This window comes from Actinocrispum sp. NPDC049592 (assembly GCF_040675465.1).
GTDB lineage: Bacteria > Actinomycetota > Actinomycetes > Mycobacteriales > Pseudonocardiaceae > Kibdelosporangium.
This window is the reverse complement of record NZ_JBFAPA010000001.1, coordinates 47,857-67,277: the sequence shown is the minus strand read 5'-3', so window position 1 is coordinate 67,277 and position 19,421 is coordinate 47,857. Positions and strand designations below refer to the sequence as shown.

The following is a 19,421-nucleotide window of genomic DNA, read 5'->3' as shown; positions in this document are numbered from 1 at the left end:
TGCTCCTTTTGGTCGATCGGTTGGCACGCGGGAGACCCAGAGTTGGAAAGTCCCCCACGTGCCATCGATCTTGGCAGCGGGTCGAGCTGTCGATCAAGCACTACGCGAACAGTGCCTCGCCCCAGTGCTCGCCCTGCTTGAGGCCCGGCGGGACGGCGAAGTGGCCCGAGCCGGTGTGCTCGAGGTACTCCATCATCTTGTCCTTGCTGGACAGGGCGTGTTGCATCGGGACGAAGTGCGACCGGGTGTCCCGGTTGAAACCGATGAAGAACAGCCCGGCGTCCAGGTGGCCCAGACCATCCGAACCGTCCGTGAAGTTGTAGCCACGCCGCAGGATGCGCACCCCGTTCAGGTTTTCCGCTGACGCCAGCCGGATGTGGCTGTCGTCCGGGATGGTGGGCAGGCCACCGGCGCCGCGGACGTGCAGGTCGGGCTCGTCGAACTCGTCCACCTGGCCCAGCGGGGCGCCGACGCCCTTGGTGCGGCCGACGATGCCTTCCTGCTCGGCCAGCGAGGTCCGGTCCCAGATCTCGATGTGCATCCGGATCCGGCGGGCCACCATGTACGTGCCGCCGGTCATCCAGTCCGGGCCGTCGCCGGGCGCGACCCAGACGTGGTCCTGCAGCAGTTGGGTGTCCTCGGCTTTGAGGTTGCGGGTGCCGTCCTTGAACCCGAACAGGTTGCGAGGCGTTGCCTGCGACCGGGATGTCGACGAGGTGCGCCCGAAACCCAGCTGGGACCAGCGAACCGCGACCTTGCCGAACCCGATCCGCACCAGGTTGCGGATCGCGTGCACGGCCACCTGCGGATCGTTGGCACAGGCCTGAACGCAGATGTCCCCGCCGGTCCGGCGCGGGTCGAGGTTGTCCCCGGGGAACGCGGGCAGGTCGATCAACGCCGGTGGCCGCAACGAGCTGAGCCCGAACCGCGAGTCGAACAGCGACGGTCCGAACCCGATGGTCAACGTCAGCGCCGACGCGGGCAGGCCGAGTGCCTCACCGGTGTCGGCCGGCGGCGCGTCCGGGTGTCCGCCGACCGCGCCCCGGTCGGCGGCCTCCATGCCGTCGGTCATCCGCGCTGCCGCGTCGGACCACTGGCGCAGCAACGAGACCAGCTCGCCACGGTCCTTTGTGGTCACATCGAACGCGACGAAGTGCATCCGGTCCTGGGCGGGTGTGATGATCCCGGCCTGCTGTGCCCCATAGAACGGAACCGACTGGGCCGCAGCGGAAACGGTCTCGATCTGCGGGCCCGGGGCAAGCAGCCGGTCGCCGACGACACCGGCGGCCACCCCGGCCGCGCCCGCGCCGGCCAGTCCGAGCAGGCCACGCCGTGAGACGGTCATTTCGCCGACACCACTTCGGCGACCTTGCTCACCGGCTCGCCCAGCGCGTCGACCGCGGCGGCCAGTTCCTTGATCTCGTCCTGGGTCAGCTCGGTGTAGGCCTTGAACCCGTCACCCTTGCGCTGCTTCTCCAGCAGGGCGTCGACCGCGGCGAACTTCTGGTCCAGGGTGGTGCCCAGTGCCTTGTCCTTGCCGTCGATCACCGGCCGCAGCGCCGCCACCGCCGCCTGCGAGCCGTCCACATTGGAGCGGAAGTCGTACAGGTCGGTGTGCGAGTACTGGTCCTCCTCGCCGGTGATCTTGCCGGTGGCCACCTCGTCGAGCAGCTCCTTGGCGCCGTTGGCCAGCTGCACCGGGGTCAGCTCGACCGCCTTGGCCTTGCCCACCAGGTCCTTCACGTCGGCCAGCAGCTGGTCGGCGATCTGCGGCGAGTCGGCCTGCAGGCCGGACACCCACAGGTCCTTCTCCAGCCGGTGGAACCCGGTGAACTGCTGGCCCGGCTCCAGGTCCGGCTCGCGCGAGTCGATCTTCGGGTCGATGTCGCCGAAGCTCTCGGCCACCGGTTCGATGCGCTCCCAGTAGATCCGCGCCACCGGGTAGAGCGCCTTGGCCTCGTCGACCTTGCCCGCCTTGACCGCGTTGACGAACTCGGTCGTCTTGGTCTCCAGCGAGTCCACCTGCGAGTTGACGTACCGCTGGTAGCTCTTGGTGGCCTCGCCGAGCTGCGCGTTCGCGTCGGCGGCCTTGGCCGCGCCGCCCGCGACGGTGAAGTCACCGCGGATGCCGTCGCCCTTCATGCCCGGCTTGCACGCGGTCTGGAACTTGCCCGCCTCGGCCACCTCGACGATCAGCCGCCGGGTCAGGCCGGGGCCGATGTTCTCCACCTCGCCCATGATCCGGTCGCCCTCGCCGTAGAGGTAGAACTCGGTGACCTTGGAGCCCTTGTTGGACACCTCGAAGGTGATGTTGCCGGCGTCCGCGGTGTTGCGCGCCACCTTGCAGGCGTCGTCGCTGGCCTCCACCGTGATCGGCCCGCCCGCCGCGGCGGGGGTGTCCTTGGACCCGCTGCAGGCGGCGAGCAGGACTAACGGAGCCACATAGAGTGCGGCGCGAACCTTCACGAGGACCTCACGGGAATCGGCTTGACAGTGTTTTTCTCGACCGGTGCCCCCTTGCGGGGCCACAGGAACAACGTCAGCACCACGGCGACGTAGGCGACCCAGGCGATCGCCTGCAGCACGGTGGTCTGCTGGGAGTAGTTGAAGATCCCCTTGAGCAACGTGCCGTACCACGAGTCCTCGGGGACCGGCCCGGACAGGTCGAACGCCAGCGTGGTCAGACCGGGCAGGAACCGGGCCTCCTGCAGGTCGTGCAGCCCGTAGCCGAGCACCCCGGCGGCGACGAGGATCAGCAGCACGCCGGTGATCTTGAAGAACTTGGTCAGGTTGAGCCGGACCGCGCCCTTGTACAGCAGGAAACCGAGGATGACGGCGACCAGGATGCCGGTGACGAACCCGATCAGTGGCTGGGTCGTGCCGCCGCCCGCGGTTTGTACGGCGGCGTAGAAGAACACCGCGGTCTCCAGGCCCTCACGGCCGACGGACAGGAATGCGACGACGATCACAGCGAGCGGGCCGAGGCCGACCGCGTCGGACAGCTTGCCGCGCAGCTCGGCGGCGATCGTGCGGGCCGTGGCGCGCATCCAGAAGATCATTCCGGTCACCAGGGCGACCGCCAGGATGGAAAGCGAGCCGCCGACCAGTTCCTGCGTCTCGAACGTCAGGCTCTCGGTGCCGTAGGTGAGCACTGCTCCGATCGTCACGGAGAGCAGCACGGCGGCGCCGACGCCGGTCCAGACCCATTTCAGCGCGTCCCGTTTCCCGGTCTTGACCAGGAACGCGACCAGAATGCTGACGACCAGTGCCGCTTCGAATCCTTCGCGGAGCCCCAACAGGGCGTTACTGAAGAGCACGGCAGGTCCTTACACGCATCGGCTACTTAGGTTAGGCTCGATTGAATTTAGGTAAGCCTCCCCTCTGATGTCCAGTCGGGTCCCTCAGATGGCCGGATAAGTCCCGTTTCCGCCGTCGCCCGGCGAAGATGCGTAACCTGGCCGTGATGTCTTCCTCGCCGCCAGTCGCACCATCGCCGCCCTCGCCCGCCCCGCCCCGCCGCCGTGGCCGAGCCATGGTGTTGATCATCGGGTTGCTCTGTGGCGCGGTCGTGGCGGTCTTCCTCGTGTTGCGCAACACGAGCGGCACCCCGCCGCGCAAGCCGGACTTCCCGATCCCGGCGCTCAGCGCGGAGCCGAGGGCCGGGGTGCCGTTCGCCGCGAAACCCGTGGACCTCAACGCGATTCCGGCGATGGCCGACAAGATGGACATCCCGCAACGAGCCCTGCAGGCGTACGCGCAGGCCGAAGTCAAGACACGGGCGACCACGCCCAAGTGCAAGATCTCGTGGACCATGCTGGCCGGGATCGGCCGCAAGGAGTCCAGGCACGGCCGCTACGGCGGCGCCACGGTGCTGGACGACGGCACCCTGTCCAAGCCGATCATCGGCGTGCCGCTGGACGGGTCCGCGCGGGTGCGGGCCATCCAGGACACCGACAAGGGCGCGATGGACGGTGACAACACCTGGGACCGCGCGGTGGGCCCGATGCAGTTCCTGCCGGCCACGTGGAAGAAGTGGGCCGTGCGGGCCAACGGTGACGGCGCGCCGCCGGACCCGCAGAACATGGACGACTCGGCCCTCACGGCGGCCCGGTACCTCTGTGCCACCGGCGGAGACCTGAGCAGCCCGGCGGGCTGGTGGGCCGCGGTCCTGAAATACAACAGTTCAGTGGAGTACGCGCAGGCCGTGTTCGACGGCCAGGACGCCTACGCCCGCCAGCCGTAGTAGCCGCGGTACCACTGGGCTTGCTGCTCTGGCGTGAAGTCCTCGCTGTCCGCGGAGGCCGCGAACTCCCGGATGTAGGCCAGTGCGGCGGGGGCCGCTTCGTCGCCGCTCGCCGTCAGGTACTCGACCGTCGCGTCGATTCCCGCCCCCAGCAACAGTTGCCCGTCGATGGAGATGCTCGCGTCGAACCCGGACTCCTTGGCCTGCCAGACGAGCAGCGTGTCCGCGGGGGAGCCGTTCAGGAACAGGTACGTGCACCACAGCTTCATGGCCAGCGTGTTGGCCGCCATGCCGCGAGCGGTCTCAGCCGCCAGCAGGGCACGGATTTCCGGCAGCTGGTCAGCCGTCGGAGTGGGGCCGAAGCGCTCGGCCAACACGTCCTCGTCGAACTCGTCCTCGATCATGCGCATACGTTATTGCCTGGCCCGCCCAGTCTGACTCCAGCCGCACGTTCGACTGGTACGGCTGGGCATTCCTGACCGAGCCGCAGTGGAACCCGGAACGCGACGTGATCGGCATCGGCGCGCTGCTGGGCACGATCCTGTTGGCGGCGGTGCCGAATGTCGTTTATGGACTGTGGGGCGGACCACCGCGCAGATGTTCGACACCCCAACGGATCCCCGGAGGAACGGGGGACACACCGCGGACGAACGGGGGACACGGCCTGGAGGAACGGGGGACACGCGGGTCAGGAGTCGCCGTTGAGGGCGATGCGGGCGTTCACTTCGCTGAGGGCTTCGTGGTACTCGGGCACGGGGTTCATCGCCGTGGCGAGCTTCAGCTGAAGGCGTGCCTCGACGAACCTGCTCTGCCGCTGCAACGCCCGCCCCAGAGCGAAGTGCGCGTAGTGGTCCGTGGGGTCGAGTTCGATCACCCGCCGGAAGGCCGCCTCCGCGCGGCGCAGCTGGGCCGAGCCGAGGTACGCACGACCGGCCAGCAGCTGGACACTTGGTTTGTCCGGTTCGGCTTCGAGGACCGGGGCGAGGGCCGCCAGCGCGTCCAGCGGCCTGCGCATGGCGACGAGCAGCTCTGCCTGCCGGAACGCCTGGACCATGTCGCTCATAGACACTCCACTTTACGACAGCGCCGGGGCCGAGCGGCCATTCTCACTGATCAAGATTCGGAGAAAGCCGTCACCTGCGGTTTGCCTGGTGTTGGGCCGGGCCGGGCGACCGCGTGCCTTTCAGCGGGTGCTCAGCGGGGCACGGCTAGGCTGGGCGCGGACTAGAGCATGAGCTGGGAGGGAAACCAGTGGCGGTCATCGAGCAGGTCGGCGCACGCGAGATCCTGGACTCGCGCGGCAACCCCACCGTGGAGGTGGAAGTCGCGCTGGACGACGGCACCTTGGCCCGCGCGGCCGTCCCGTCGGGCGCGTCGACGGGTGAGCACGAGGCGGTTGAGCTGCGGGACGGTGACACCAACCGGTACCTCGGCAAGGGTGTCGAGAAGGCGGTGACCGCGGTCCTCGACACGATCGGCCCGGAGCTGACCGGTATCGAGGCCGTCGAGCAGCGGGTGGTCGACCAGAAGCTGGTCGACCTGGACGGCACGCCGGACAAGTCCCGGCTGGGCGCGAACGCCATCCTGGGCGTGTCGCTCGCGGTGGCCAAGGCGGCCGCGGAGTCCAGCGGGCTGGAGCTGTTCCGCTACATCGGCGGGCCGAACGCGCACGTGCTGCCGGTGCCGATGCTCAACATCCTCAACGGTGGCGCGCACGCCGACACCGACGTGGACATCCAGGAGTTCATGATCGCCCCGATCGGCGCGGACTCCTTCCGGGAGGCGCTGCGCTGGGGCGCGGAGGTCTACCACTCGCTGAAGTCGGTGCTCAAGAGCCGCGGCCTGGCCACCGGCCTCGGTGACGAGGGCGGGTTCGCCCCGAGCCTGGGCAACAACCGCGAGGCGCTGGACCTGATCCTGGTCGCGATCGAGAAGGCCGGGTACCGCCCCGGCCGGGAGATCGCGCTCGCCCTGGACGTGGCCGCGACCGAGTTCTTCGACGACGGCGCCTACACCTTCGAGGGCCAGAAGCGCAGCGCCGAGCAGATGTCGGCGTACTACAAGGAGCTGGTCGACGCCTACCCGCTGGTGTCGATCGAGGACCCGCTGTCCGAGGACGACTGGGACGGCTGGGTGCGGATGACCGCCGAGCTGGGCGAGCGGGTGCAGCTGGTCGGCGACGACCTGTTCGTCACCAACCCGGAGCGCCTGGAGGAGGGCATCTCCCGCCGCGCGGCCAACGCGCTGCTGGTCAAGGTGAACCAGATCGGCACGCTCTCCGAGACCCTCGACGCCGTGTCGCTCGCGACTTCCTTCGGCTACAAGAGCATGATGAGCCACAGGTCGGGTGAGACGGAGGACACCACCATCGCCGACCTGGCGGTGGCCACCGGTGTCGGCCAGATCAAGACCGGCGCGCCGGCCCGCAGCGAGCGGGTCGCCAAGTACAACCAGCTGCTGCGCATCGAGGAGACCCTCGGCGACGCGGCCCGCTACGCCGGGGACCTCGCGTTCCCGCGGTTCAACCCTGAGAGCTGATGACTGATACCGGCGACGAAGACCGCCCGGAGCGGGCAGCCCCACGCAGGCGGCCCGCGTCCCGGCGTGGCCGGTTCATGGCCAGGCTCGCCGGTATCACCACCACGAGGCGGGCCGCGGTGCTCGCCACCGTGGTGACTGCGCTCGCGTTGTCCATCGCCGTCCCGCTGCAGACCTACCTCTCGCAGCGGGACGACGTGGCCAACCAGGAGAAGCGCCAGGCCGAGCTGCGTGCGCAGGTCCAGCAGCTGGAGGAGCGCAAGGCCCAGCTCGCCGACCCAGCCCAGATCCAGGCCGAGGCCCGCCGCCGCCTGCGGTACGTCATGCCGGGGGAGACGCCTTATATGGTGCAGCTGCCCGGGGACGCCGGCACGCAGCCGGGCCGCCAGCAGGCCCAGGCCCCGGGGCCGGAGCAGCCGTGGTTCCAGAGCCTCTGGGACTCTGTCGTGGAAAGTCGCTAGTGGAGTTCGAAGCAGTCACCGACGAGGACCGCGAGGTCATCGCCGCCCAGCTGGGCCGCCCGCCGCGCGCTTTGCGCGCCGTCGCCGCCCGTTGCCCCAGTGGTCACCCCGCGGTCGTGCAGACCTCGCCGCGGCTGGAGGACGGCACCCCGTTCCCGACCCTCTACTACCTCACCTGTCCCCGCCTGACGTCACTCTGCAGTACCCTCGAAGCACGTGGAGTGATGAAAGAGATGACCGCCCGGCTGGAAACCGATCCGGATCTGGCCGAGGCGTACCGGAAGGCGCACGTCACGTACCTTGCGCAGCGTGACGAAATCGAGTCACTCGGCACCGAGGTCAGCGCGGGTGGCATGCCGGGCCGGGTGAAGTGCCTGCACGTCCACCTGGCACATGCCCTGGCCTGCGGACCTGGGGTGAACCCGTTCGGCGACGAGACCCTGGCGATGATCGCGGACGAGTGGCCCGCCGGAGATTGTCACGCGGCTGACAAGGGGTGAACCGTAACTGTCAGGTTCCTGAGATGTTGCGATGAACGGACTAAAGACCCGTGAAAAGTACGCGCCGATAGGGCACGCTAGGGAACCGGACCACCACAGGTCGCAGGATGCAGGACGAGCACAGCCGAGAGAGCCGGGGAGGCCGGGTCCGTGTCGTTGTCAGCACCGCTGAACAGGGCTGCCCGACGTAAGGTGTTGCGCTTCTTACGGCGCAAGCGAGGCGTGGCGGCGGTCATCGCCGCGCTCTTGCTGGTGCCGGCCGCGCTGGCCGGCGACACCGCGTTCGGCTGGATCACCGCTGAGGCCAAGCCCCTCGTCCCGGTGAACAACGGCCTCGGCCGCGGGTTCTTCGGCATCGAGCTGGACGACCTGGGCGCGACCGGGCAGATGCCCGACGTCGACCAGCTGTCCGACGAGCTGCTGCGGATCGCGGGCGACCCGAACGCGCTGGCCTCGACCGGCGACCCGATCCTCACCCCGAGCGGTGTGCTCGACATCCCCAGTACGGCGATGGACGCCTACAAGAAGGGCGCGGACGTCATCAACGCGCTCATGCCGAACTGCCACATGCACTGGTCGCTGCTGGCGAGTATCGGCCGGATCGAGTCCAACCACGGCCACGGCGGCCAGGTGAACAGCCGGGGCGACACGATCAACAAGATCCTCGGGCCGGTGCTCAACGGCGCCGGGTTCGCCGCGGTGCCGGACTCCGACGGTGGTGCGATGGACGGCGACACCCAGTGGGACCGTGCGGTCGGCCCGATGCAGTTCATCCCGGCGACGTTCAAGCAGTACGCCACCGACGGCAACCACGATGGCGCCACCAACCCGAACAACTTCTACGACTCGACGGCGACCGCGGCGAAGTACCTGTGCTCGGGTGGCCTGGACATGAGCAACGCGCAGCAGCGCGGGATCGCTGTGTTCCGCTACAACCACTCCGAGAGCTACGTGCGGACCGTGCTGATCTGGGCCGAGGCCTACGCGTCCGGCAACGTGACGTCGATCCCGCCGGGCACCGGCACGACGAACCCGGACCCGTACGCGGGCCAGACCCCGGTGAACAACAACCCGTCGTTCCCGGTGACGCCGACGACAACGACGACGACGCAGCCACAGCAGACCCCTGGCGGCGGTGGCGGTGCCACGACGAGCACAACGGTGACGATTCCCGGTAGCCCGCCCACGAGCACCACCACGACGACAACGACGACTACCACCACGACGACGACAACCACGACAACGCCGCCGTCCCCGTCGTGCACTCCGACGACGACCACGCCGGCCCCGCCGGCGAGCGACCAGCCGTCGGGCTCGGGGACCGGTTCGAGCGGTGCGTCGGCGGGCAACACCCCATCAGGTGCGGGTGCGAACGCGGCAGCGGTGGGCGAGGGCGACTGCAAGTAGATTGACGGCATGCCAAGGGTTGCCGCGATCGACTGTGGAACGAACTCCATCCGCCTGCTCGTGGCGGATGTGACCAAACGCGACGATGGCACGTCCTGGTTGCGGGACGTGCACCGCGAACAGCGGGTCGTGCGGCTCGGCCAGGGCGTGGACGCGACCGGCCGGCTGGCGCCCGAGGCGTTGGAGCGCACGAGGGTCGCGCTGGTCGACTACACCGCGATCCTGCGCCGCAAGGGCGCGGAGAGCGTGCGGATGGTGGCCACGTCGGCGACCCGGGACGCCAGCAACCGGGACGACTTCTTCGGCATGACGACGGCCGTGCTCGGCCAGCCCGCCGAGGTGATCACCGGCGACGAGGAGGCGCGGCTGTCGTTCACCGGCGCGGTGGGCGACCTGGAGCCCGAGGACGGCCCGTTCCTCGTGATGGACGTCGGTGGTGGCTCGACGGAACTCGTGCTGGGCACATGGGACGGCGTGACGGCTTCTCCCAGCGCGGCGAAGTCTGTGGACGTCGGCTGTGTGCGGATCACCGAGCGGTGCCTGCGCAGCGACCCGCCGACGGCCGAGGAGATCGCCGCGGCAACGGAGATGGCCGAGCAGGTCCTCGCCGACGCGTTCGCCGTGGTGCCCGTCGCCGAGGCGCGTACGTGGGTCGGCGTGGCCGGGACGGCGACGACGATCGGCGGCATCGCCCTCGATCTGCCGGAGTACGACTCGGACGCCATCCACCTGTCCCGGGTGTCGATGGACCGGCTGGCCGAGATCACCAAGAACCTGTTGTCGCTCAACCACGACGAGCGCGCGGCGATCCCCGTCATGCACCCCGGCCGGGTGGACGTGATCGGCGGCGGTTCGTTGGTCATCGACGTCGTCGGCCGGCACCTGAGCGGCATCGGCGAGCTGGTCATCAGCGAGCACGACATCCTCGACGGGATCGCGCTGTCCCAGCTGTGACACTGGTTTGGCCGAAGAACGCAACTTTCGAACTGGACCAACCGGAGTAAATGCCCAACATCGTGACTGGTTTGTAACTCCAAGGACCTCGGTGCCCAAGTTAACGTCCTCTCACCATGCGGGAGCTGGGGGCAATCGAGAGGGAGTCACATGCGGACACGCAAGGCTGCGCTCGTGGCGATGCCACTGGCGTTATCGGTGGCGCTCACGGGATGCGGCGGTGGCAACAAGGACACCGGCAGTGGGCCCACCACCTCCGGCAACAGTGACGCCACCGTGTCGATCTACGGCACCCAGCCGCAGACCAACATGCTGCCGGCCAACGCCACCGACGCCGGTGCCGCGAAGTTCATCGAGGGCCTCTACTCCGGGCTGGTCGGGCTGCGGCCGGAGGACGGCAAGCCGTACAACCTGGTGGCCGAGTCGATCACCACCAGCGACTCCAAGACCTTCGACATCAAGATCAAGAAGGGCTGGAAGTTCCACGACGGCACCGAGGTCAAGGCGAAGAACTTCGTCGACGCCTGGAACTTCGCCGCCTACGGGCCCAACGCGCAGCTGGCGTCCGACTTCTTCGCCCAGATCGAGGGCTTCGACCAGGTCTTCACCGAGGACCCGGACGGCCCGGACGGACCGCAGAAACCGGCCACCCCGGCGCAGAAGACCATGTCCGGCCTGAAGATCGTGAACGACTACGAGTTCACCGCCACCCTGTCCGCGCCGTCCTCGGTGTGGGACCAGAAGATCGGCTACCGGGTGTTCGCCCCGCTGCCGGACAAGTTCTTCACGATGACCCCGGACGAGTTCGCCAAGAACCCGATCGGCAACGGGCCGCTGAAGTTCGTCTCGTTCACGCCGAACTCCGAGATCCGGATGACCCGCAACGACGACTACCCGGACGCCAGCAAGAAGGTCAAGTTCAAGACCCTGGTGATCAAGATCTACTCGTCGCAGGAGGCCGCGTACAAGGACCTGCTGTCGGACAAGCTGGACTTCATGGAGGCGCTGCCGCCGTCGGCCAAGGCGGGCGGCAAGTACAAGACCGACCTGAAGGACCAGGTGCTGCAGGCCAACCTGCTCGGTATCGCGGCCCTCTCGGTGCCGGACTACCTGCCGGAGTACAAGAGCCCGGACCTGCGGCACGCGCTTTCGCTGGCCATCAACCGGGAGCAGATCACCAAGACGGTGCTCAACGACACCTTCATCCCCGCCGACGGCTGGGTGCCGCCGGGCGTGGACGGCTACGAGCCCAACGTGTGCGCGGACTTCTGCAAGTACGACCCGGTGCGGGCCAAGCAGCTGCTGGCCAAGTCCGGCTTCACCGGCAAGGTGACCATCGCGTCCAATGCGGACGGTGGCCGCAAGGAGCCGCTGGAGGCGGCCTGCAACAGCATCAAGAACGCGCTGGGCATCGAGTGCACCTTCGTGCCGGCCACCGACTTCGGCCAGTTCCGCCAGATCATCGTCGGCCGCAAGCTGACCGGTCTGGGCCGCTCGGACTGGGGCGCGGACTACGCCTCGATCGAGAACTTCCTCAACCCGATCTTCCGCACCGGCGCGTCGTCCAACGACTCGAAGTGGAGCAACCCCGAGGTGGACGCCCTGTTGAAGAAGGGCGACTCCACGGCGGACAAGGCTGAGGCGTTGAAGTTCTACCAGCAGGCGCACCACCTGCTTGTGAACGAGATGCCGAAGATCCCGACGTGGGTGGAGAAGGGCGTCGGCGCCAGGTCGAAGAACCTCAAGTCGGCCCAGCTGAACTTCCGCCGCCAGCTCGAGTACGCCTCCGTCGAACCCAAGTGACCCAGTGACCCTCGTGAGTGGTTTTGCTTGCCGGAACGAGCAAAACCACTCACGAGGGGTTTCGCTCCCACCAGTTTTCTAGGAGTGGCCATGGGTCGCTATCTGTTGCGGCGCCTTCTTCAGTTCGTCCCGGTGTTCGTCGGGACGACTTTTCTGGTGTACGTGCTGGTCTGGGCGATCCCCGGGGACCCGTTCGCGGGGATGTGCGGGGAGCGGGAGTGCCCGGCGGCGTTCATCGCCGGGATGAACGAGAAGTTCGGCCTGGACCAGTCGGTTTTCGTGCAGTACTTCGGCTATCTCGGGCGGCTGGTCACCGGGGACTTCGGCGAGACGTTCAACGGGCTGTCGATCGGGGACCAGATCGGCGACGCCTATCCGGTGACCGTGCGGCTGGCGCTGGTCGCGGTGGCCATCCAGATCGTGATCGGCGGCATCGCGGGTGTGCTGACCGGGTTGAAGGGCCGGGGTTTCCTGGACAACCTGGTGCTGGTCGCCACGCTTTTCCTGATCTCCCTGCCGGTCTTCGTGACCGGGTCGATCCTGCAGATCGTGCTCGGCGTGGAGTGGGGGATCATCGACCCCACGGTGTCGTCGGATGCCACGTTCGGTGAGCTGATCGTGCCGGGGTTCGTCCTGGGCAGTGTCTCAATGGCTTACGTGACAAGGCTGACGCGGACCTCGGTCACCGAGAACCGGCATGCCGACTTCGTCCGGACGGCTGTCGCGAAAGGACAGCCGCAGCGGCGGGTGGTCGGCGTGCACCTGCTGCGGAACTCGGCGATTCCGGTGATCACCTTTCTGGGTACCGATATCGGCAACCTGATGGGTGGCGCGGTGGTCACCGAGGGTGTGTTCAACATCAACGGCATCGGCGGGCTGATCTTCCGCAATGTGGCTGAGAAGGAAGGCTTCCTGGTCACGACTGTGGTGACCCTGCTGGTGCTGGTGTATCTCACCATGAGCCTGATCGTGGACCTGCTGTACGCCGTTCTCGACCCGAGGATCCGCTATGACTGACCCCGGTACCCCCGGACTGGAGACCTTCGCCGCGGCCGAGGTGGCCGACCTGGCGACTGCGGACGATTCGGCGCTGCAGCAACGAAAACCACGCAGCCTGTGGGGTGACGCGTGGGCCCAGCTGCGGCGCAAGCCGATGTTCTACGTCTCCAGCGTGATCATCCTGCTGGTGGTGCTGATGGCGTTCTTCCCCGGTCTGTTCACCTCGCGGCCGGCCGACTTCAACGACCTGAACCACCAGTCCGAGCCACCGTCCGCGGACGCCTGGTTCGGATACTCGTTCCAGGGCTACGACATCTGGGCGCGGGCGATGCACGGCGCTCGGGCGACGCTGATAGTCGGCCTGCTGGCGACGGTCCTGACTGTCCTCATCGGATCGTTGATGGGCATCATCGCCGGGTTCTACGGGCGGCTGACCGACTCGTTCATCTCCCGGTTCGGCGACATCTTCGCGGGCCTGCCGTTCATCCTCGGCGCGATCGTCATCCTGACCACGCTCAACCCGCCGGGCACCACGCCGAGCGAGGCGAGGATCGTCATCCAGGTCGTGGTGTCGATCGCGGTGCTGTCCTGGCCGGTGTCCATGCGGATCATGCGGTCGGCGACGATCGTGGCCAGACAGCTGGACTACGTGAAGGCCGCGAGGGCGCTGGGCGCGAGCACCCGGCGGATCATCTTCCGGCACATGCTGCCCAACACCGTTGCGCCTGTTCTCGTGTACGCCACCATCGCGTTGGGCGCGTTCATCGCGGCTGAGGCGACCCTGGCGTACCTGGGCATCGGGATCCGGCCGCCGGTCGTGTCCTGGGGCGTGATGATCAACGATGGCAAGGACTACGTGCAGACCTCACCGCACGAGCTGTTGTTCCCGGCCGGTCTGGTGACCATCACCGTGTTGGCCTTCGTCATGCTCGGCGACGCTGTCCGCGACGCCCTCGACCCGAAGTCACGGTAGGAGCGTCAATGTCTCCCGAAGATCCGCTTGCGGGATCGAGCATCGAAGCAGTGTACGACGGGGAGCAGGGCGAGTTCGTTGCCGAGCGAAAGACCGGCCCCTTGCTGGAGGTCGAGGACCTGCGGGTGGAGTTCCGCACTCGCGACGGTGTTGCGAGTGTCCTCAATGGAGTCTCATACTACGTCGAGGCGGGTGAGACGCTGGCGGTGCTGGGCGAGTCGGGTTCCGGCAAGAGCGTCACCGCTCAGACGATCATGGGCATCCTGGACGTGCCGCCCGCGGTCGTCCTGGGCGGCGAGGTCCGGTTCCACGGTGAGAACCTGTTAGCAGCACGGCCTTCACGGCGGATGGAGGTCCGTGGCGACGGCATCGCGATGATCTTCCAGGACGCGCTTTCGGCGTTGAACCCGGTGTTCACGGTCGGGTTCCAGATCGAGGAACAGCTGCGGGTGCGGCGGGGGATGAGCCGCGCCGAGGCCCGCAAGCGCGCGATCGAGCTGCTGGACCTGGTGAAGATCCCGAACGCCAAGGGCCGGGTCAAGAGCTACCCGCACGAGTTCTCCGGCGGGATGCGGCAACGCGCGATGATCGCGATGTCGCTGGCGCTGGACCCGGAGCTGCTGATCGCGGACGAGCCGACCACCGCGCTGGACGTGACCGTGCAGGCGCAGATCATGGACCTGCTGCGGGACATCCAGCGGGAACGGGACATGGGCCTGATCCTGATCACGCACGACCTGGGGGTGGTCGCCGAGGTGGCCGACCGGATCGCGGTGATGTACGCGGGCCGGATCGTTGAGCAGGCCGACGTCTTCGCCCTGTTCCGGGAACCCCGGCACCCCTACACCGAGGCGCTGCTGGCTTCCTTGCCACGGCTGGACCTCAAGGGCCAGGAGCTGACCGCGATCAAGGGCCTGCCGCCGAGCCTGGCCAGAATCCCATCCGGCTGCCCGTTCCATCCCAGGTGCGCGCGGGCGCGGGACGTGTGCACAAAGGACGTTCCGGAGTTCCGGCGGCTGCCGGGCGACCGGTTCTCTGCCTGTCACTTCGCGGAGGAGCTGGTCCGCCATGGCTGAGGCCATTCTCGAGGTGCGCGACCTGGTCAAGCACTTCCCGGTCCGGGTCGGCGTGCTGTTCAAACGCACGATCGGGCAGGTGAAGGCGGTCGACGGGGTCTCGTTCGACCTCTACAAGGGCGAGACCCTCGGCGTGGTGGGCGAATCCGGCTGCGGGAAGTCCACTCTGGCTCAGGTGCTGATGCGCCTGGAGCCGCCGACCGCGGGCACCGCCCGGTTCGAGGGCCGGGACATGTTCGCGCTCAAGGGCGCCGAGCTGCGCAAGCTGCGCCGCGACATCCAGATCGTGCTGCAGGACCCGTACACCTCGCTCAACCCGCGGATGACCGTCGGCGACATCATCGGTGAGCCGTTCGAGATCCACCCCGAGGTGGCGCCCAAGGGGTCCCGCGAGGGCAAGGTGCGCGAGCTGCTGGACCTGGTCGGCCTCAACCCGGAGCACATCAACCGCTACCCGCACCAGTTCTCCGGCGGGCAGCGCCAGCGGATCGGCATCGCCCGCGCGCTTGCCCTGCGGCCCAAGGTGATCGTCTGCGACGAGCCGGTGTCCGCATTGGACGTGTCGATTCAGGCCCAGGTGATGAACCTGCTCGGCGAGCTGCAGCGGGACCTGGGTCTGTCCTATGTGTTCATCGCGCACGACCTGTCGGTGGTCCGGCACCTGTCCGACCGGGTCGCGGTGATGTACCTGGGCAAGGTTGTCGAAATCGGCACCGAGGACGAAATTTACCGCCAGCCCTCACATCCGTATACCCAGGCGCTGCTTTCCGCCGTTCCGGTGCCGGATCCGCAGCTACGTGGCCGTAGGGAGGTCATCCGGCTGGCGGGCGACGTACCCAGTCCGGTCAATCCACCCTCCGGATGTCGGTTCCGCACGAGGTGCTGGAAGGCGCAGGATGTCTGCGCAGAGCACGAACCAGAGCTGATCACCCGGGTGGCGGGGCACCCGAGCGCCTGCCACTTCGCGGAGGCGCAGGTCGTCGTTCCGTAGCAAAGGAGTGTTCGTGAGACGTAAGACCGCGTTGGCGGTAGCGGTGTTACCGCTGTACGCCACGCTCACCGCGGTCGCGGCACCCGCCGCGTCGGCGTTACCCGCACTGTCCGGCAAGACCGTCGAGTACAGCGTCCTGGCCTCGGACGCGAGCGGCACCGCCGCCATCGAGGCCGCCGCCCGTGCCGCCGGGGGAACCGTTGTCGCCAGCAACAAGGCCGTCGGCCTGATCACCGTCTCGGCCCCGGAGAAGGGTTTCACCGAGCGTGTCAGCCGGTCACGGGGAGTCTTCGCGGCTTCCCGGACCCGCCCGGTCGGCTACGCGCCCAAGGCGGCCCCCGCTCCACGCCCCGACGCCGTGGAGAAGGAGGGCGCCGGCGCATCGAACAAAGCACCGGCGGGCCAACAAAAGGCGGCCAAGACCGCTGGTATGGACCCGTTGGACGACAAGCTCTGGGGTCTGACGTCGGTCCGCGCGGACCTCGCGCGCACCAGGACCATCGGCGACAAGCGGGTCAAGGTCGGGATCCTGGACACCGGCGTGGACGGCAACCACCCGGACATCAAGCCGAACTTCGACAAGGCGCTGTCCCGCAACTTCGTCCGTGACATGCCGTTCGACGAGCTGGGCCAGGTGTTCGACGGGCCTTGTGAGTTCCGTGGCTGCGTCGACCCGTCGGACTGGGACGACAACGGGCACGGCACGCACGTGGCCGGCACGATCGCCGCGGCCGCCGACGGTTTCGGTGTTTCCGGTGTGGCCCCGGGCGTGACGATCGTCAGCATCCGCGGCGGCCAGGACTCCGGCACGTTCTTCCTGCAGTCCGTTGTGGACGCGATGACGTACTCCGGTGACGCGGGCCTGGACGTGGTGAACATGTCGTTCTTCACCGACCCGTGGCTGTACAACTGCGACAACAACCCGGCCGACACCCCGGAACAACAGGCGCAGCAGCGAACCATCAAGACCGCGACCTTCCGGGCGATGAACTACGCGTACCAGCACGGCGTTACCCAGGTCGTGTCGCTGGGCAACCAGCACTCCGACCTCGGTGCTCCGCAGCCCGACGCGTCCAGCCCCAACTTCCCGGCCGGGACAGCGCATCCGCGCCAGATCGACAACGCGACCTGCCTGTCGCTGCCGATCGAGGGCCCGCACAGCATCGGTGTGTCGGCGCTCGGCCCGACCGGTAAGAAGGCCGACTACTCGAACTACGGCCTGGAGCAGATCTCGGTGTCCGCGCCGGGTGGCTTCTTCCGTGACGGTTTCGGTACTCGGTGGTACCGAACGCTGGAGAACGAGATCCTGTCCACAATGCCCCGCAACGTGGCGCTGGCGGCCGGGCTCATCGACGCGGCCGGCAACATCACGCCGGCCGGCGTGACGGCCGGTATCCAGAAGGCGACCAAACCGGACGGTACGGTCGGCTTCTACCAGTGGCTGCAGGGAACCTCGATGGCCTCGCCGCACGCCGCCGGGGTGGCTGCGCTGATTGTCAGCCAGTACGGGAAATACTCCGGTGGCCAAGTAACGATGAACCCCGATCGGGTGCAAAAAGTTATTGAGGGTACGGCTTTCAAGACACCGTGCCCCACACCGCGTACGGTCGACTACCTCAAGGAAGGACGCGACGCGTCCTTCACCGCGACCTGCGAGGGCGATGTGCAGTTCAACGGTTTCTACGGACACGGCCAGGTGGATGCCTACGCTGCCGTGACGAGGGGAGCAGAGTTCCTGTGAGGAAGACACTGATCGCGGCTTCGGCGTTGCCGTTGCTGCTGACGCTGGCGGTCGTCCCGACCGCCGCGGCGGCCCCGGCCCTGTCCGGCAAGACAGTGGAGTACAACGTTCTGGCCGCCTCGGAGAACGGCGCCGAGGCCGCCGCTCAGGCCGTTCGCGCCGCCGGCGGCACCGTGGTGAAGCGCAACGACGAGGTCGGCCTGCTGACCGTCTCCGCGCCGGAGAACGGTTTCACCCAGCGGATGTCCCAGTCCCGTGCGGTGTTCTCGGCCGCGCGTTCGCGTTCCGTGGGCAAGGCGCCGAACGGCAAGGTGACGCCGGACCGCAACAAGGTGGAGAAGGAAGGCATCGGCAAGGCCGACAAGAACAAGGCGGCCAAGCCGGTCGGCAACGACCCGCTGGACGACGGCCAGTGGGGCCTCAAGTCCGTGCGGTCGGACCTGGCGCGCACCAAGCAGCCCGGTGACAAGCGGGTCAAGGTCGGCATCATTGACACCGGTGTGGACGGCAGCCACCCGGACATCAAGCCGAACTTCGACAAGGCGCTGTCCCGCAACTTCACCCGGGACATCCCGTTCGACGAGCTGGGCCAGGAAGTGGACGGCCCGTGTGAGTACCGCGGCTGCGTCGACCCGTCCGATGTGGACAACGGTGGTCACGGCACGCACGTCGCCGGCATCATCGCCGCGGCGGCCAACGGGTTCGGCCTTTCGGGTGTGGCCCCGGGCGTGACGATCGTCAACGTCCGCGCCGGCCAGGACAGCGGGTTCTTCTTCCTGCAGCCGACGGTGGACGCGCTGACCTACGCCGGTGACGCGGGCCTCGACGTGGTCAACATGTCGTTCTATGTGGACCCGTGGCTGTACAACTGCGACAACAACCCGGCCGACACCCCGGAGCAGCAGGCGCAGCAGCGGACCATCAAGACCGCGATGATCCGCGCGCTGAACTACGCGCACCGCAAGGGCGTCACCCTGATGTCCGCGTACGGCAACGAGCACACCGACAGCGGCAAGCCGCAGCCGGACGCCACCAGCCCGGACTACCCGGCCAACACCGCGCACACCCGGACCGTCGACAACAGCACCTGCCTGTCGATGCCGTCCGAGGGCCCGCACGTGATCAACGTGTCCTCGTTCGGCCCGTCGCAGGCCAAGGCCGACTACTCGACCTACGGCCTGGAGAACATCTCGGTGTCCGCCCCGGGCGGGTACTTCCGGGACGGCTTCGGCACCCCGTGGTTCCGCAGCCTGGACAACGAGATCCTGTCCACCTACCCGCTGAACGTCGCGCAGACCGAGGGTCTCGTCGACGCGGCCGGCAACGTGACCCCCGACGGTGTCGCTGCCGGTGTGAAGGTGCTGAACAAGGACGGCGTCCCCGCCGTGTACCGCCCGCTGCAGGGCACCTCGATGGCCTCGCCGCACGCGACCGGTGTGGCGGCGCTGATCGTGAGCCAGTACGGCAAGTACAGCGGCAACAAGGTCTCCATGGACCCGGACAAGGTCGAGCGCGTCCTCGAGGGCACGGCCGCGAAGATCCCGTGCCCGACGCCGCGGACGGTGGATTACCTCAAGGAGGGTCGCGACGCGAGCTACACCGCGACCTGTGAGGGCACTTTGGACTTCAACGGGTTCTACGGTCATGGCGCTGTTGACGCTTGGGCCGCGGTTACTCGTGGAGCCGAGTTCCTGAAGTAAGTTTTCTCGGCAGAGGCCCTTTCCCGGGTGGGGAA

General features: G+C 67.9%; 18 protein-coding genes. 13 read left to right on the top strand and 5 right to left on the bottom strand.

The features are described from left to right. Nucleotides 1–100: 100 nt before the first annotated feature. From efeB to efeU, 3 genes are read right to left on the bottom strand one after another with little or no spacing between them, the layout of a single operon-like run. Nucleotides 101–1,345 (bottom strand): iron uptake transporter deferrochelatase/peroxidase subunit, encoded by a 1,245-nt coding sequence (gene efeB / locus AB0J95_RS00320; protein WP_364750183.1) that lies wholly within the window; start codon nt 1,343–1,345, stop codon nt 101–103. Continuing rightward, nucleotides 1,342–2,442: an iron uptake system protein EfeO gene (gene efeO / locus AB0J95_RS00315; RefSeq protein WP_364750180.1), complete on the bottom strand. Its 1,101-nt coding sequence runs from the start codon at nt 2,440–2,442 to the stop codon at nt 1,342–1,344. The genes efeB and efeO overlap by 4 nt, the downstream gene beginning before the upstream one ends. A 20-nt stretch (nt 2,443–2,462) precedes the next feature. Beyond that, nucleotides 2,463–3,317 (bottom strand): iron uptake transporter permease EfeU, encoded by an 855-nt coding sequence (gene efeU / locus AB0J95_RS00310; RefSeq protein WP_364750177.1) that lies wholly within the window; start codon nt 3,315–3,317, stop codon nt 2,463–2,465. 215 nt (nt 3,318–3,532) lie between these two features. On the opposite strand from efeU, the gene AB0J95_RS00305 reads away from it, so the two are divergent. Further along, nucleotides 3,533–4,243, top strand: a complete 711-nt coding sequence (locus tag AB0J95_RS00305; RefSeq protein ID WP_364750174.1) for a murein transglycosylase — start codon at nt 3,533–3,535, stop codon at nt 4,241–4,243. Here the strand turns inward: AB0J95_RS00305 and AB0J95_RS00300 are convergent. Then, nucleotides 4,225–4,647 (bottom strand): hypothetical protein, encoded by a 423-nt coding sequence (locus AB0J95_RS00300; protein ID WP_364750171.1) that lies wholly within the window; start codon nt 4,645–4,647, stop codon nt 4,225–4,227. The genes AB0J95_RS00305 and AB0J95_RS00300 overlap by 19 nt on opposite strands. Before the next feature lie 284 nt (nt 4,648–4,931). Continuing rightward, on the bottom strand, nt 4,932–5,306 hold the full coding sequence (locus tag AB0J95_RS00295; protein ID WP_364750168.1) for a tetratricopeptide repeat protein: 375 nt from the start codon (nt 5,304–5,306) through the stop codon (nt 4,932–4,934). A 188-nt stretch (nt 5,307–5,494) separates the two neighbouring features. Here AB0J95_RS00295 and eno point away from each other — a divergent pair, with 188 nt between their 5' ends. The 12 genes from eno (at nt 5,495) to AB0J95_RS00235 (ending at nt 19,386) form a co-directional block, all read left to right on the top strand. After that, a complete protein-coding gene (gene eno, locus AB0J95_RS00290) occupies nt 5,495–6,781 on the top strand; it encodes a phosphopyruvate hydratase (protein ID WP_364750166.1) in 1,287 nt (428 codons plus the stop codon). A gap of 77 nt (nt 6,782–6,858) precedes the next feature. Next, on the top strand, nt 6,859–7,242 hold the full coding sequence (locus AB0J95_RS00285; protein ID WP_364753364.1) for a septum formation initiator family protein: 384 nt from the start codon (nt 6,859–6,861) through the stop codon (nt 7,240–7,242). Beyond that, entirely contained in the window at nt 7,215–7,742 is a 528-nt protein-coding gene (locus AB0J95_RS00280; RefSeq protein ID WP_364753362.1) for a DUF501 domain-containing protein, read from the top strand. Before AB0J95_RS00285 ends, AB0J95_RS00280 begins: the two co-directional genes overlap by 28 nt. Nucleotides 7,743–7,937: 195 nt before the next feature. Continuing rightward, entirely contained in the window at nt 7,938–9,149 is a 1,212-nt protein-coding gene (locus AB0J95_RS00275; protein WP_364750163.1) for a lytic murein transglycosylase, read from the top strand. A 9-nt stretch (nt 9,150–9,158) separates the two neighbouring features. Beyond that, nucleotides 9,159–10,103, top strand: coding sequence for a Ppx/GppA phosphatase family protein (locus tag AB0J95_RS00270; RefSeq protein ID WP_364750160.1), 945 nt, complete (start codon nt 9,159–9,161; stop codon nt 10,101–10,103). Nucleotides 10,104–10,253: 150 nt separating this feature from the next. After that, nucleotides 10,254–11,906 (top strand): ABC transporter substrate-binding protein, encoded by a 1,653-nt coding sequence (locus AB0J95_RS00265; RefSeq protein ID WP_364750157.1) that lies wholly within the window; start codon nt 10,254–10,256, stop codon nt 11,904–11,906. A gap of 90 nt (nt 11,907–11,996) precedes the next feature. Further along, the gene (locus tag AB0J95_RS00260) at nt 11,997–12,923 is read left to right on the top strand and encodes an ABC transporter permease (protein ID WP_364750154.1); all 927 of its coding nucleotides are present in this window, start codon (nt 11,997–11,999) and stop codon (nt 12,921–12,923) included. Then, the gene (locus AB0J95_RS00255) at nt 12,916–13,878 is read left to right on the top strand and encodes an ABC transporter permease (protein WP_364750151.1); all 963 of its coding nucleotides are present in this window, start codon (nt 12,916–12,918) and stop codon (nt 13,876–13,878) included. Before AB0J95_RS00260 ends, AB0J95_RS00255 begins: the two co-directional genes overlap by 8 nt. 50 nt (nt 13,879–13,928) lie before the next feature. Continuing rightward, complete coding sequence (locus AB0J95_RS00250; RefSeq protein WP_364750148.1) at nt 13,929–14,954, top strand: ABC transporter ATP-binding protein; 1,026 nt, start codon at nt 13,929–13,931, stop codon at nt 14,952–14,954. After that, a complete protein-coding gene (locus AB0J95_RS00245; RefSeq protein ID WP_364750145.1) occupies nt 14,947–15,945 on the top strand; it encodes a dipeptide ABC transporter ATP-binding protein in 999 nt (332 codons plus the stop codon). The genes AB0J95_RS00250 and AB0J95_RS00245 overlap by 8 nt, the downstream gene beginning before the upstream one ends. 13 nt (nt 15,946–15,958) lie before the next feature. Next, the gene (locus tag AB0J95_RS00240; protein WP_364750142.1) at nt 15,959–17,686 is read left to right on the top strand and encodes a S8 family serine peptidase; all 1,728 of its coding nucleotides are present in this window, start codon (nt 15,959–15,961) and stop codon (nt 17,684–17,686) included. After that, the gene (locus tag AB0J95_RS00235; RefSeq protein ID WP_364750139.1) at nt 17,683–19,386 is read left to right on the top strand and encodes a S8 family serine peptidase; all 1,704 of its coding nucleotides are present in this window, start codon (nt 17,683–17,685) and stop codon (nt 19,384–19,386) included. Before AB0J95_RS00240 ends, AB0J95_RS00235 begins: the two co-directional genes overlap by 4 nt. The last annotated feature ends 35 nt before the right edge of the window (nt 19,387–19,421 follow it).